Source organism: Kineococcus auxinigenes (assembly GCF_050871525.1).
In the GTDB taxonomy this organism is placed as follows: Bacteria; Actinomycetota; Actinomycetes; order Actinomycetales; family Kineococcaceae; genus Kineococcus.
In genome coordinates, this window is the sequence record NZ_JBKBCT010000016.1 from 42,972 (window position 1) to 57,103 (window position 14,132).

A 14,132-nucleotide genomic window follows, 5' to 3' on the forward strand; every position below is an offset into this window, starting at 1 on the left:
GGCACCTTAGGCCCCGCCGCGGCGGGGGCCGCAACCAGCGGGTGCGGGTGCGTGCCCGACACTGGCGCGGTGAAGCGGGCGACGGCCGTGCGGACGGCGGAGCAGGTGGCGCAGCGCTGCGCGCACGTGGCGGCGCAGCCGGCGGGGATCGTGCGGCTGCGGGTGGTGGAGGCGTGGCTGTGGGGCCCGCTGCTGGGCCCGCCGGTGGAGGAGGTCCCCGACGACGGCGGCGTGAGCGTGGCGCTGGTCTGCGCCGAGAGCGCCGAGGACTGCGCGTGGGGCACCGTGCCGCCGGGCGCGGGGCAGTGGCTGGCCGCCTCGGGCTTGACCCGGCGCCCGGTGCACCTGGTGTTCCGCGCCGCCGGGCAGCCGGTGTGGAACCACGCGGTCACCCGCCCGGTGCGGCTGTGGAGCGCCGCCGACGGGACGGACGAGGACGTGCTGCGGGCCGTGGGCGAGGGCGCGGCAGAGGACCTGCGCCCGCCGGCCCCCTCGCCGGACGAGCTGGCCCGGCGGCTGGAGGCGGAGCTGACGGCGAGCCTGGCCGCGGTGCGCCGCACGAGCGCCGAGCACGACGCGCACCGCTGGGCACCGGGCTCGCCGGTCGGGTGGGCCGACGCCCTGGCCGCCGCGGTCAGGGGCTACCTGGAGCTGCTGGACGCGGGCACGCGCGACTCACGCCGGTGAGCGGGGCGCGGGTTCCGCCCGTCCCCTCCCCCCGGCGCCCCCCACCACTCGAGCAGTTCCACGCGCAGCGCGGTGGGGCGCACATCGACGCGCCGACCGGCGGCGAGCAGTCCCGCCAGCAGGAGCCCGCAGCCGGTGAGGCTCTCGGTGAGGTCCTCTGCGGCCTCCAGCAGGAAGGTCGTCCTCCCGGTGGCGAAGAGCCCAGCCACGCTCGCGCACGTCTGCGAGGTCAGCAGGACGGCAGTGGTGAGCACGAGGACACGGCCCGCGGCCCCGCCGGTCAGGCGGGCGACGACCAGCAGGCCGACGGCGACGGCGAGCGCCGCGAGCGGCTGGGTCAGCGACAGGGTGGTCTCCGCACCGAGGCGGCGACCGGCGTGCTCGTGCAGCGAGGCGACCTCGTCGAGGCTGAGGGCGGTGCACAACGCGGCGACGCCGAGCCAGGCGACCCGTCGGCGCCCGGCGACGGCACCCACGGCCCAGAGCGCGGCGAGCGCCGCGGCGGCGAACTGGACACCGGACCACCACGTCGGGACGTTGTTCTCGAGGTCTGCGTCGAGCAGCCGGTGGTTCACCGTGGCGTGGTTGAGCAGGTGGGCAGCGCTGAGGGTCAAGGAGGTGAGCGCGCAGAGCACGACACCGGTCGCCAGCGGGAGTCGTCGCGTCTGCATGGCGCCATGGAACACCAGGTGAACCCTCAGCGACAGTTCACCCAGCGAGCGGTGACCCTCAGGGGCAGACGGCCCGCCACACGTCGGCGTGCATCTCGAAGCGCTCGAACCGCTGCGGGTCGCTGACCTCCCCGTCGGAGTTGAGCCGGAAGGTGCCGTCCAGGGCCGTGACCTCCACGACCTTGCCGGTCGAGGTGATCACGTCCTGGCGCTCCACGTGCACGCCGCGGCGCAGCCCGGCGGCGAAGCCCACCCGCGCCAGCGGGCCGGTGGAGGCGGAGACCACGACGTCGGCGACGCCGTCGTGGGGGTCGGCGGCGGGCACCAGGGGCGCGCCGCCGCCGATGGTGCCGCCGATGCCGATGCCCACGACGAGCACGGGCCGCTCGCCGGTGGTGACGACGCGGCCGTCGACCTCCACGCGCAACCGGAAGCCGCGGCCGGCGCCGACCCCCGCCCACAGGGCCCCCACGGGGTAGGCACCGGCGTGCAGGACCTTCTTCAGCCGTTGCGCCTTGGCGGTCGCCGCCGCGCCGATGCCGGCGTGCACGGTGTTGACGGTGATGCGCTCGTGGCCGTCCACGAGCAGCTCAAGCTCGCGCGGGCTGCCCGTGGCGGCGATGCGGGCGGCGGCCACCGGGTCCAGCGGCAGGTGCAGGGAGCGGGCCAGGTCGTTGCCGGTGCCCAGGGGCACGATGCCCAGCGGGCCCACCGAGCGCGTGGCACCGGCGTCCCACAGCAGCTGCAGGGCCGCGTGCAGGCTGCCGTCGCCGCCGAGCACCACCAGCCGGCGGCCGTCCGCGCCCAGCAGCGCGTCGCGCAGGTCGTCCAGGCCGTGGGTGCGGCGCAGCTCCACGTCGGCCTCGCGGCCCAGCTCGCCGACGACCGCCTCGACGGCGGCGGCGCGCGCCGACCCCGCACCGGCGTTGACGACGGCCAGGATCCCGTCGGGGTGCTCTCCCTGCTGCTGCGTTCCCACGCCGGGATCAACGCGGGGGCGGGACCGGGCGTGCCCGGGGAACCGCACTGCACAGCGACCTCACAGGGCGGGGTGTCGCGCATCGGTCAGGAGCCCGCACCGCGTTCCGGAAAGCTCTTCCGCCATTCCGGAACCGGTCCCGGCGTTTCGCGCACGCCGGGAGACCCGGGGCCGCTAGCGTGACCGTCCTCACGGCCGGGGGACGGTCCCCGGCAGGACGAGGAGGTTCTGGTGAGCACGACGGACCACGGATCGAGCGGCCCGCCGGCCGGTGCGGGTGAGGGCCGCACTCCCTACGAGGAAGTGCTCGACTCCCCCGAGTTCCAGGCGTTGCGTCGGAGGTTCCGCCGCTTCGTCCTGCCCCTGTCGGCGCTGTTCCTGGTGTGGTACGCGACGTACGTGCTGCTCGCGGACTACGCGCACGGCTTCATGGGCACCCGCATCGGCGACAGCAACATCACCGTCGGCCTGCTCCTGGGGCTCGGGCAGTTCGTGTCGACCTTCGCCATCACGACCGCGTACGTGCGGTGGGCGAACAAGCACTTCGACCCGGCCGCGGAGGAGCTGCGCCGACGCGTGGAGGGTGGTGCCCGGTGAGCGCGACCCTGCCCGCCGCCCTGCCCGCGGCCGCCGCGAGCGGCACGGACATCGGCAACCCCGCCGTCAACATCGCCATCTTCGCCGCCTTCGTCGCGGTGACGCTGGCGGTCGTCATCAAGGCCAGCCGCAACAACCGCAGCGCCGCCGACTTCTACGCCGGCGGGCGCGGCTTCACCGGCCCGCAGAACGGCGTGGCCATCGCCGGCGACTACCTCTCGGCGGCGAGCTTCCTCGGCATCGCCGGGGCGATCGCGATCTACGGCTACGACGGGTTCCTCTACTCCATCGGGTTCCTCGTGGCGTGGCTGGTGGCGCTGCTGCTGGTGGCGGAACTGCTGCGCAACACCGGCCGGTTCACGATGGCGGACGTCCTCAGCTTCCGGCTGAAGGAGAGGCCCGTGCGCACCGCGGCGGCGATCTCGACGCTCGCGGTGTCGTTCTTCTACCTGCTCGCGCAGATGGCCGGCGCCGGCGGCCTGGTCGCCCTGCTGCTGGGCATCGATTCCCGCGCCGGCCAGAACGTCGTCATCGCGGTCGTCGGCGCCCTCATGGTGCTGTACGTCCTCGTCGGCGGCATGAAGGGCACCACCTGGGTGCAGATCATCAAGGCGTGCCTGCTCGTGGTGGGTGCGGCCGTGATGACCGTGTGGGTGCTGGCCCGCTACGGGTTCAACCTCTCCGACGTGCTCGGCGCAGCCGTGGCCGCCCCCGGCTCGGCCGGCGAGGCGCTGCTGGAACCCGGCGCCCAGTACGGCGGCAGCGAGGTCTCCAAGCTGAACTTCCTGTCGCTGGCGCTGGCGCTGGTCCTGGGCACCGCAGGCCTGCCGCACGTGCTCATGCGGTTCTACACGGTCCCCAGCTCCAAGGAGGCCCGCCGCAGCGTGGTCTGGGCGATCTGGATCATCGGCGTCTTCTACTTGTTCACGCTGGTCATCGGCTACGGGGCCGCGGCCCTCGTGGGCCCGGACGTGATCCGCGCGGCGCCGGGCAGGGCGAACTCGGCGGCGCCGCTGCTGGCCTACGAGCTCGGCGGCACGATCCTGCTGGGCATCATCGCGGCGGTCGCGTTCGCGACGATCCTCGCGGTCGTCGCCGGCCTGGCGATCACCGCCAGCGCCTCGTTCGCGCACGACATCTACGCCAGCGTCATCAAGAGGGGGGACGTGGCCCCCAACGCCGAGGTGCGCGTCGCGCGCATCACGATCGTCGTCATCGGGGCGATCGCGATCGTCGGCGGCATCTTCGCCAACGGGCAGAACGTGGCGTTCCTGGTGGCGCTGGCGTTCGCGGTGGCCGCCAGCGCCAACCTGCCGACCATCCTGTACTCGCTGTTCTGGCGGCGCTTCACCACCCGCGGCGCGCTGTGGAGCACCTACGGCGGGTTGATCTCCTGCATGGTGCTCATCGCGTTCTCCCCCGTCGTCTCCGGCAAGGTGGACGAGAACGGCGTGAGCCTGTCCATGATCCGCGACACGGGCGTGGACTTCTCCTGGTTCCCCCTGGAGAACCCCGGCCTGGTGACGATCCCGCTGGCGTTCTTCCTCGGCTGGCTCGGCTCGGTCACCGGCCGCGAGAGGGGCAACGAGAAGCGCGCGGCGGAGATGGAGGTGCGCTCGCTGACCGGTGCGGGCGCGGAGAAGGCCGTGCAGCACTGACAGCGGGTAGCGCGCGACGAGGGCCCTGCGGCGTGATCGCGGCGGGGCCCTCGTGCGTCCGCTCGCCGCTGCGCGGAGGAGTCAGGTGCGGGTAGGCGCCGGCGACGGCAACCGTTGCCCCAGCAGCAGGAACGCCGGCCACGGCCGGCGGCGGGCCAGCAGTTCCACGAGCACCCCGAACGTCAGGCCGGAGGCGGTCCCGGCGAGCACGTGGACGGTCACCGCCTCAATGCCGGCGGCGTACAGGAGCGTCCTGGTCCCCGACGTGGCGAACACGTGGCAGGTGTAGACGGTGAAGGAGAAGGCTCCCACCAGCACCAGCGGGCGGAACCGCCAGCGCAGCAGCAGCAGGGAGAGGCAACCCGCGGCCCCGAGGACGACGGCCACCGCACCCCGGACCGGGGTCCGCTCGACGACCCCGAGCAGACCCGCCTGCGTCAGCGCCGCGCCGGCCACGGCCACGGCCACCACGGCGACCTTGAGCCACCGCGGCGCGCTCTGCCAGGAGAACCGCCGTGCGGCCAGTCCGGCGAGGAAGAACGGCGCCAGGTACAGGGCGCTGCGCAACCCCAGCACGTCCGGGACCGACGGCACCGTCAGGTGCGCCGCCGCGCTCGCGGCGAAGGCGCCGGCCGCGGCGGCCGGCCGCTGTAGCAACCCCCTGCGGTCCAGGGCGGCGACGACCAGGAAGACCCAGAAGACCGCCACCAGGAACCAGAAGTGCGCCACCGGCAGCACGTGCCACAGGTACCAGGGCGTGCCACCGGAACCACCGGCCCGATGACCGCTCACCTGCTGCAGCACGGCGAAGACCGTGCCGATGACGAGCATCGGCACCAGCAGCCGGCGCACCTTGCCACGGGTGAACGAGCCCACCGGACCGCGGTTGGGCCGCGCGGCGTACACGAACCCGGACAGGAACGTGAACAACGGCATGCGCAGGTACGCCACGGAGTCCACGACGTAGGACCACGGGTTCTCCGGGCCCAACCGCAACCCCGAGGTGGCATCGTCACCACGCACGTGGAAGAGCACGAGGAGCACGCACGCGAGTCCGCGCAGCGTCTCGACGGCGGCGTCCCGGCGCTCGTCCACGAGCCCCTTCCCGGGTGCTCGACGTGCGGGATCCGCCCGGCCCGCCACCACCCGGGCGCCGGGGAGACGGGTGGTGTCCCCCCCGGCAGCCGTCACCTCGCGTGTTCGCGGAACCAGGAGCGCAACTCCTCCTCGGAGGACCCGCGGTGGTCCTTCAGGGAGTGCACGAGGCTGTGGCCGTTCTCCACCAGCCAGCGAGGATCGGCCGGCAGCCCCTGGAAGGCCAGCCCGAACGGCTCGTCGCGGTCCACCATGCCGCGGATGCGCAGGCCGGCGGCGAAGACCGCGAGGCTGACGGTCACGTCCTCACCCACGTCGGGGGTGCGCACCCACGGTCTCCAGTCGAGCAGGTCGGTGCGCTGCAGCAGTGCCGACGAGACGGCGTAGGCGCCGCCGAGGCAGTGGGCGCCGAGTTCGTAGCCGTTGGCGAGGGCCTGCTGGGTGAGGTCGCGAGCCCGGGCGCGCAGAGCGGCGGGCTTGTACCAGAACCCGCTGGGCACCTGGAAGCGCGTGGAGCGCCGCCGGACGGTGACGGGCCTGGAGGCAGCGGCGATCGCGCGCCCCTTGTGCTCCCAGTCGCGGCGCTCGCCGGTGCACTTGCGGTCGTAGGAGCCGAGCATCCCGACCGTCGGGTCGGCGGCGAGGGCCGCTCGCACCTTCTCCGCGAAGGGGGCGATCACCAGGGCGTCGGTGTCCATCTTCAGGCAGAACTCCGGCGCGTCCGCAGCAGCGGCCCGCAAGCCCTCCATGGCACCGGCGACGAGGGCGCTCTTGAGGTCCGGTGCCGTGGACGCCTCCCACAAGGGGGTGCGCACCACGACGGGAGGGGTGGGCCACTCCAGCTCGGCCAGCTGGGGACGCGGGGTGAGCGAGTCGTCGACGAGGACCAGCCGCACGTCCTCGGCGGGTTCGTGCGCGCGCAGGCTGTCGACGGTGTCCTGCAGTCGGGCGAGTTCAACGGGTTTGGGGCCGACAGGGATCAGGACGGAGAACATGGCGGGGCTGCCCCTCCGGGGAGTCGGCGCTTCGACGGCGAGCTCCGTGGTGCAGCGTGCTGCGAGGTTGAGAGGGGTCGATGGCGCACAGCACGAGCGTTCCGCACTCCCACACACCCTCCGCACGATCGATCAGCATCCGAGCCCTGCTCGGCACCATCGCCGTCCGTGCGCCAGAACTTACCGCGCGTGGTGCCTCATGAAAAGCGACGGCGGGAACTGCTGCCCGTCAGCCGGCGCGGTGGCGGGATGCGAGGTCGTACAGCCCTCGGCTGTCGGCACCGGCGGACGAGGCGACCTGCTTGACGGCGTCCTTGAGCCGCACCCCCTGACCCGTCAGGGCCAGGACCTCCTCGAGCAGCTCCTCTGGGTCGGCGGTCCGGGCGGGTGCCCCGGCCACCACGAGGCAGATCTCTCCACGCACCTCGCCCTCCGCCGCCCAACGGGCCAGTGCGCCGAGGTCGTCGCGCACGACCTCCTCGTACGTCTTGGTGAGCTCCCGGCAGACGGCGGCGGGGCGGTCGGCACCGAACGCCTCGGCCATCGCGGCCAGGGTGGCTCCCACGCGGTGCGGGGACTCGAAGAAGACGAGCGTGCGCGGATCACCGGCCAGCTCGGCGAGGGCGCGCGCACGGGCGCCGGGGCGGCGCGGCGGGAAACCCTCGACCGCGAAGCGAGCGCTGGGCAGGCCGGAGACGGCTAGAGCGGCGAGCGCGGCCGAGGGGCCGGGCACCACGGTGACGGGTGCTCCGGCGTCGATGCAGGCGCGGACCACGCGGTAGCCGGGATCGGAGACCGAGGGCATCCCCGCGTCGGTGACGAGCAGGACGGTGCGCCCCGCGGCGACCTCCCCGGCAAGCTGGGGTGCGCGGTCGGCTTCGTTGTGGTCGTGGCAGCTGAGCACCCGACCGGTGGGCTGGACGCCCAGCGCCGCGCAGAGGCGGTGCAGCCGCCGGGTGTCCTCTGCGGCCACGACGTCGGCCGACTCGAGCAGGCGGCGCAGGCGCGGAGAGGCGTCCTCCACGTCGCCGATGGGGGTGGCCGCGAGCAGGAGGCGCCCGGGGACGGCGGTCGGGTCGGCGGGGGGCACCTCCCCATCGTCTCGCACGGGGAGCACCGCTGGGTGCGCTCGTGCGCCGTGAGGGCTCTCAGGCCAGGTGCTGCAGGTTCGCGGGCAGCGTGCTGGTGCGCGTCCGCGGCAGGACGACGGTGCCGCCGACCAGGTCGCGGGTGCTGATGTCCTCCACCTGCCGGCAGGTCGCGATGCCGATGCGGGTGAAGGCGTCGACGGCCTCCATCTGGTGGTCGTCGACGTGTTCCCCGCGCGCAGCCCTGCGGGGCACGACGACCGGCTCCACGCCCTGCTCGAGGAGTTGCAGCACGGAGCCCACCCCGGCGTGCGTGACGACCGCGGTGGCTTCGCGGGCCAGCCGGCTGAACTCGGCGTTGGTCACGTAGTCGCGCACGGTCCCCGGCAGGTCGTTGCGGGCGGTGACACCGAGCTGCCAGGTGACCTCCGCGCTGGGGGGCAGCACCTTCAGCACTCGGTCGACGAGCGCGTCGAAGCGGTAGGGGCGGATGGTGCCGAGCGTCACGAAGATCCGCGGCGGCCCCTGCTTCCGTCTGGGTGCCGATCGGCGGGCGAGGGAGTCGGCGATGGACACGTCGTGGCGCCACCGGCCCTGAGCGCGCTCGGGGTGCTGGGTGTAGAGGCCCACTCCCGGGATGCCGCTGACCAGCCGCCCCGTCATGGAGGTGCCGCGGAAGCGGGAGACGCTCTCGACGTAGTGGGCCGGGACGCCCAGGGACCTGGCAGCCAGCATGGCCGGTACGGCGACGGCTGCGCCGGTGCTGACGACGGCGTCGTAGTGCTCCTCGCGCAGCAGGCGGTGGAACTCCGGCAGCACGCTCAGCGCGGTGCGCCAGTCACGCGGAGCCACGTAGGGCAGGTAGGTGACCGGCCGGTCGGCGAGGAGCGACGTGCTCTGGTCGTTCTCAGCGGTGACCCAGCGCGAGTCCGCGTTCGCCTCGAGGATCTTGCTGACGAGCAGGAGCTCCGTCAGGTGCCCCCCGATGGAGGAGACGAGCAGGAGCTTGCTCCGCCGGGGCAACCTGGAGTTCCGCATGTGTCCTCACAGACGTCGTTCGGTGACGTGCCCGGAACCGACACCAAGGCCGGAAGCTGTCTGTAGGCGATCTATCACACAGCGTCGCCTTAATCGTTACCTTAGCCCATCCGTGTCACCAGCAACACCCTGCGTCATGCGCTGCACTCGTTCCGCATCTACCACTCCTCCACCAAGCCTCCACCGCGCGAAGCGGCTCGGATGCGCTGCGTGACCGGTCGCCGAGTCGCCACAGGCGGAGCCCTCACCGGGTCCGCCTTACGATGACAACGTGATCGCGACCACCGGGCAGCCCGCGTGACGGCACCGACGAGCGACCTCGCACCGGTTCGCGACCGGTTGCTCGGCGGCCCCTCGGAGATCACCGGGGAGTCGTGGCGGCGCGCGTGGCTGCCGCTGCTGGTGGTGACGCTGATCGGCGGCTTCCTGCGCTTCTGGCGCCTGGGCGAGCCGCACCAGCTGGTCTTCGACGAGACGTACTACGTCAAGCAGGGCTGGTCGCTGCTGCAGCACGGGGTGGAGCTGCGCAACGACGCCTCCATCCCCACCCCGGACGCGCTGTTCACCGCCGGCACGCCGGACGTGTTCGGCACCGAGGGCGACTTCGTCGTCCACCCGCCGGTGGGCAAGTGGATGATCGCCTTCGGCCAGTTGCTGTTCGGGGTGGACTCCTCCTTCGGCTGGCGCTTCACGGCGGCGCTGGTGGGGACGCTGTCGATCCTGCTGATCGGCCGGGTGGCGCGGCGGCTGTTCCGCTCCACCGTGCTGGGGGTGACGGCCGCGGTGCTGCTGGCCACCGACGGCCTGCACTTCGTGGAGAGCCGCACCAGCCTGCTGGACGTCTTCCTGTCCTGGTGGGTGCTGGTGGCCTTCGCCTGCCTGCTCGTGGACCGCGACCGGGCGCGCGAGCGGCTGGCACGGGCGGTCGCCGAGCACGGCGCGGCCGGGCCGGGCCCGCGGCTGGGGTGGCGGCCGTGGCGGCTGGCGGCCGGGGTGAGCCTGGGCTTGGCCTGCGGGGTGAAGTGGTCCGGCCTGTACGTGCTGGCCGTCTTCGGGGTGGTGACGGTGCTGTGGGACGCGGGCGCGCGCCGGGCGGTGGGCGTGCGCTCCTGGTTGCCGGCTGCTGCCTGGCGCGACGGGGTGCCGGCCTTCCTGGCGATGGTGCCGGTGGCGGTCGTGGTCTACGTGGCCACCTGGGCGGGCTGGTTCGCCAGCGACAACGGCTGGGACCGGCAGTGGGGCGCCCAGCACCCCTCCAGCGGCGTCGGTGACCTCGTCCCCGACGCGCTGCGCGGCCTGTGGCACTACCACCAGGAGGCGTACTCCTTCCACGTCGGGCTGAGCAGCCCGCACCCGTACTCCGCGAACCCGTGGTCGTGGCTCGTGCAGGGCCGCCCGACGTCCTTCTTCTACGAGGACCCGGTGCTGGGCGAGGACGGCTGCACCGTGGCGCAGTGCTCCAAGGCGATCACCTCGCTGGGCACGCCGGTGCTGTGGTGGGCGGGGGTGGCCGCCCTGGTGGTGCTGCTGTGGTGCTGGGCGCTGCGCCGCGACTGGCGCGCCGGCGCGGTGCTGGCCGGGTACGCGGCCACCTACCTGCCGTGGTTCCAGTACCAGCACCGCACGATCTTCACCTTCTACGCGGTGGTCCTGGTGCCGTTCGTGGTGCTGGGCGTGGTGTACGTGCTGGGCCTGGTGCTGGGCCCCGACCCCGGCACGGCGGTGCTGCGCGAGGGCGTCGCGGTGGAGGCGGCGCTGCGCCGCCGGCGCCGGGGCGCGCTGGCCGCGGGGGCCGTGGTGGTGGGGTGCGTGGCCTGCTTCGCCTTCTTCTGGCCGGTGTACACGGCCCAGGTCATCCCGTACGAGGCGTGGCAGGACCGGATGTGGCTACCGAGCTGGGTGTGAGACCGCGGCCCTCGACCCTCTGGTGCAGCGAAGAGCACGGCACGGTGGATGAGGTCACCACCCGCTGACGAACGCTGGCCGGGCCAGGCGCAGTTCGATGCTCGCGACGCAGGGCACTGCAGGAGGGATTCGGTCCCACTGGGTGAGTGTGGGTACTGTCTGCTCCTGTCCGATTACAGCGTCGCCCGTGCAGAGGTGTCCGCGCACCGCGGACGGAAGCCCGCCGCCGAATCAGATGGAGCTGCTGACGTGACCCGAGACACCCCGGCACCCCGCACCCCGATGGCCGCCCTAGCGCAGCGCTGGTGGCTCGCCGCGGTGCTCGCCGCCGCGGTCGGCGCCCTGGGCGTCGCCGTGGCGTACGCCCGGACACCCACTTACACCGGTGAGGCACGGGTGACCGTCGGCAGCGAGAGCCTCGACGCGCGCGTGGTGGCTGGGTACTCGCAGGCCGCGACCCAGCTGGCTTCCGACATCAGCCGCTACGTCAACGACCAGCAAGCCGTGGACGGCCTGGCGCCGCTGCTCGGGCCCGATGCCGAAGAGATCTCTTCCATCATCGCCTCACCAATCCCTGAGTCGAGCGTCATCCGCATCGAAGTCTTCGCCAAGGACCCCGACACCGCTGCTCGCGGTGCCCAGGCCGTCGCCCAGCAACTGACCGACCAGGTCAACGCCGTCACCGGTGAGAGCGGCGAAGTACTGCTGCAGCAGTACACCGAGCTGTCCAACCAGGTCGCCACCGCAGAGCAGGTAGCCGCTCAGACAAAGGCCACCTTCGATGCCCTGATCGGCGAGGGCGCTGACGAGGCTGAACTCGCCCCGGCACGCGCAGCCGCCGAGCAAGCGGCGACGGCGTTGGACGTCCTCGAGGTGCAGCAGTCCGCCCTCGGCCAGCGCTACCGCGAGGTGGTGACCTCGACCCCCTCGGCCGCCGGCCTGCGCGTGGTCCAGGAGGGGCGGCTCGCGGGCAGCGACCGCACCAGTCGCATCCAGCAGTACGGCTTGGCCGGCGCGCTGCTCGGTGCGCTGCTGGCCCTCGTGCTGGCTGTGGTGCTCGACCGCCGCGCCGAGGCCCGGGCGGGCAGGAGCGGCGGCGGGTCGCGGCGTCCCTCGCCGAGTGGCGAGGCTGTGGACGGCCGCGGAGCACACGGACCGGTCATTGCGGTAGACGAGGCGTTCGAGCACACGAACCGCCGGGCTGCCGAGGCGCCGGCTCCCCGGTCGTGACCCCTCCCCCGCTCGGCGCGACCGGGTCCGGGGAGGACGCGGCCGTCCAGGCCGCGGAACGGCTCGACGGGGTGGATGGACCCCGCCGGCCGCTGTACCTGTGGTGCCTGCTGGGCGTCGTGGTGTGCAACGTCTTCTCCGGTCACTGGGACACCTTCCACCTGCCCATCGGCCTGGACCGGGTCTTCTTCGCCGGCGCGGTCGTGCTGCTCGTGCTGGACCCCTGGGCGTGGCGACGCACCCGCCTGAGGTTCCGGCCGGTGCACCTGGCGATGCTGGCGATGTTAGTCATCGCGGTCCTGTCCGCGGCCGGACACTCCACGCTGCTGAGCACCTACGGCCTGTTCGGGCTGCTGGACCGGCTCATCGTGCCGTTCCTGCTGTTCTGCGCCGCCCCGGTGGTCTTCTCCACTCCCGAGCGGCGCGACCTGCTCCTGCGCACCCTGGTCCTGCTGGGTCTGTACCTGGGCGTGACCGCCTTGCTGGAGACGCTGCACGCGTACTCCCTGCTGTTCCCCTCGTACATCGGCGACCCCGACGTCGGCATCCAGTTCGGGCGTGCCCGTGGTCCCTTCATCGCCTCCGAGGCCATGGGCATGGCGTGCGCGGCGTGCGGGTTCGCCGCAGCTGCGGCGGCGACGAGGTTCCGCGGTGGCTGGCGTGCCCTGTCCGTGCTCGTGGTGCTCTTGGCCTGCGTCGGCGTGATGGGGTCCCTCACCCGCTCGGTGTGGGTGGGGACGGTCCTGGGCGTCGTCGTCGCCATGGCCGGCGCACGTCGCACCCGGCGGCTGCTGCCCCTCGTGCTCGGAGTCGGCGCCGTGCTGGTCCTGGCCATGCTCACCTTCGTGCCCGGACTGCGGGAGACCGCCGACGCCCGGGCGGGCACGACCAACTCGCTGATGGACCGGCAGAACACCAACGCTGCCGCACTGCGCATCGTGGACGCCGAGCCCCTCACCGGTGTGGGGTGGATGCGGTTCATCGAGGTCTCGCACGACTGGGTGCGCCAAGCGGACACCTACCCGATCACCAACGTGAACATCGAAGTCCACAACGTCGTGCTCAGCCGGGCCGCCGAGCTCGGCCTCCCCGGTGCTGCGGCCTTCCTGGCGTGCGTCCTGCTGGGGCCGGTGCGATCCCTCGTGCAGCGCGGGTACCCGGACGACCAGCCCGACCTCATCGCCTGGCGTTCCCTGTCCAGCGGCGTGGTGGTCGGCTGGTGCGTCACCATCATGCTGAGCCCGGCTTCCTACCCGCTGCCGAACTCGCTGACCTGGATGTTGGCCGGAATCGCACTCATCCCGCACCTGACCGCGCCAGGATTTCGCGATGCGACTCATCGACCGCGACGTTGACCTCGCAAGGCTGAGGCGGCTCGCAGGGGCGGCCGCTTACCTCGGCGTAGCGCGCCACCTGCCCTGGTCCCCGCGACCGGGTGGGCGCCTGGCACGCCGGACGCGCGCTCTCCTGGGACGACTCATGCTTGACGCCTGCGGGCAGGACGTCAATATCGAGCACGGTGCGTGGTTTGGTTCCGGCAAGGGGATCCGGCTCGGTGACAGGGCGGACATCGGCATGGACGCCTTGGTGATCGGTCCCGTCCAGATCGGGCGGGACGTGATGATGGGTCCCCGTTGCATCCTGCTCGCTTCGGCCCACGAGACAGGATCGGTCGAGGTACCCATGAACCAGCAGGGCTTTCGCGAGGATCGGCCGATCGTCATCGAGGACGACGTGTGGATCGGCGCCGGCTCCATCATCCTGCCGGGCCGCCGGATCGGTCGAGGCAGCATCGTCGGCGCAGGGTCCGTGGTGGTCAACGACGTGCCGGCGTGGACGGTCGTGGCGGGGAACCCCGCTCGCGTCGTCAAGGCGAGGAAGCCGGGGACGCAGGGCCCGGAAGCAGTGACCGAGGCAGCGGACGCGGCGTTCAGCGACACCGTCGGCTTCGGCTGAATTGCGGCGCAGCACGACCGGGGCTGACGACACGACGGCCGGGCTCGCGGTGGAGCCCGGCCGTCGTGGTCCGGGGGTTCAGCCGACGGGCTTGCCGTAGTCCAGAGGCAGGGCCTGCAGCTTGTCCCAGGGGAAGTTCTGCATGATCGAGTAGCTCGGCTTGCCCTGCATCAGCGCCGGCCAGGGGTCCACCCCGGTGGTGGCCTTGACCGCCGCGGAGGACTCCGTGGACA

At 72.9% G+C, this 14,132-nt stretch carries 13 protein-coding genes; 7 read left to right on the plus strand and 6 right to left on the minus strand.

Going from position 1 to position 14,132, the window contains the following annotated elements:
• Window positions 1–69: 69 nt before the first annotated feature.
• A complete protein-coding gene (locus ACRYR9_RS07220) occupies window positions 70–687 on the plus strand; it encodes a DUF7711 family protein (RefSeq protein ID WP_432493811.1) in 618 nt (205 codons plus the stop codon).
• Here ACRYR9_RS07220 and ACRYR9_RS07225 read toward each other — a convergent pair.
• Entirely contained in the window at window positions 642–1,358 is a 717-nt protein-coding gene (locus tag ACRYR9_RS07225) for a hypothetical protein (protein WP_432493809.1), read from the minus strand. The genes ACRYR9_RS07220 and ACRYR9_RS07225 overlap by 46 nt on opposite strands.
• Before the next feature lie 58 nt (window positions 1,359–1,416).
• Window positions 1,417–2,337: a diacylglycerol/lipid kinase family protein gene (locus tag ACRYR9_RS07230; RefSeq protein ID WP_432493807.1), complete on the minus strand. Its 921-nt coding sequence runs from the start codon at window positions 2,335–2,337 to the stop codon at window positions 1,417–1,419.
• 231 nt (window positions 2,338–2,568) lie between these two features.
• Here ACRYR9_RS07230 and ACRYR9_RS07235 point away from each other — a divergent pair, with 231 nt between their 5' ends.
• Window positions 2,569–2,934, plus strand: a complete 366-nt coding sequence (locus ACRYR9_RS07235; protein WP_432493805.1) for a DUF485 domain-containing protein — start codon at window positions 2,569–2,571, stop codon at window positions 2,932–2,934.
• A complete protein-coding gene (locus tag ACRYR9_RS07240; protein ID WP_432493803.1) occupies window positions 2,931–4,592 on the plus strand; it encodes a solute symporter family protein in 1,662 nt (553 codons plus the stop codon). Before ACRYR9_RS07235 ends, ACRYR9_RS07240 begins: the two co-directional genes overlap by 4 nt.
• Before the next feature lie 81 nt (window positions 4,593–4,673).
• Here ACRYR9_RS07240 and ACRYR9_RS07245 read toward each other — a convergent pair whose 3' ends face one another.
• The 4 genes from ACRYR9_RS07245 to ACRYR9_RS07260 all read right to left on the minus strand — a co-directional run bounded on the left by ACRYR9_RS07245 (window position 4,674) and on the right by ACRYR9_RS07260 (window position 8,793).
• Window positions 4,674–5,687 carry an acyltransferase family protein gene (locus tag ACRYR9_RS07245; protein WP_432493801.1) on the minus strand — a complete coding sequence of 338 codons (1,014 nt, stop codon included), beginning with the start codon at window positions 5,685–5,687 and terminating at the stop codon, window positions 4,674–4,676.
• Window positions 5,688–5,779: 92 nt separating this feature from the next.
• Window positions 5,780–6,682 carry a hypothetical protein gene (locus ACRYR9_RS07250; protein ID WP_432493799.1) on the minus strand — a complete coding sequence of 301 codons (903 nt, stop codon included), beginning with the start codon at window positions 6,680–6,682 and terminating at the stop codon, window positions 5,780–5,782.
• 229 nt (window positions 6,683–6,911) lie between these two features.
• On the minus strand, window positions 6,912–7,772 hold the full coding sequence (gene rsmI / locus ACRYR9_RS07255; protein ID WP_432493797.1) for a 16S rRNA (cytidine(1402)-2'-O)-methyltransferase: 861 nt from the start codon (window positions 7,770–7,772) through the stop codon (window positions 6,912–6,914).
• 58 nt (window positions 7,773–7,830) lie between these two features.
• Window positions 7,831–8,793, minus strand: a complete 963-nt coding sequence (locus ACRYR9_RS07260) for a glycosyltransferase (protein ID WP_432530033.1) — start codon at window positions 8,791–8,793, stop codon at window positions 7,831–7,833.
• A gap of 312 nt (window positions 8,794–9,105) precedes the next feature.
• On the opposite strand from ACRYR9_RS07260, the gene ACRYR9_RS07265 reads away from it, so the two are divergent.
• From ACRYR9_RS07265 to ACRYR9_RS07280, 4 genes are all read left to right on the plus strand, one after another.
• Complete coding sequence (locus ACRYR9_RS07265) at window positions 9,106–10,713, plus strand: dolichyl-phosphate-mannose--protein mannosyltransferase (protein ID WP_432493793.1); 1,608 nt, start codon at window positions 9,106–9,108, stop codon at window positions 10,711–10,713.
• 249 nt (window positions 10,714–10,962) lie between these two features.
• On the plus strand, window positions 10,963–11,943 hold the full coding sequence (locus tag ACRYR9_RS07270) for a Wzz/FepE/Etk N-terminal domain-containing protein (RefSeq protein WP_432493791.1): 981 nt from the start codon (window positions 10,963–10,965) through the stop codon (window positions 11,941–11,943).
• Window positions 11,940–13,298: an O-antigen ligase family protein gene (locus tag ACRYR9_RS07275; RefSeq protein WP_432493789.1), complete on the plus strand. Its 1,359-nt coding sequence runs from the start codon at window positions 11,940–11,942 to the stop codon at window positions 13,296–13,298. Before ACRYR9_RS07270 ends, ACRYR9_RS07275 begins: the two co-directional genes overlap by 4 nt.
• A gap of 124 nt (window positions 13,299–13,422) precedes the next feature.
• Window positions 13,423–13,899: an acyltransferase gene (locus tag ACRYR9_RS07280; RefSeq protein WP_432493787.1), complete on the plus strand. Its 477-nt coding sequence runs from the start codon at window positions 13,423–13,425 to the stop codon at window positions 13,897–13,899.
• Window positions 13,900–14,132: the final 233 nt, after the last annotated feature.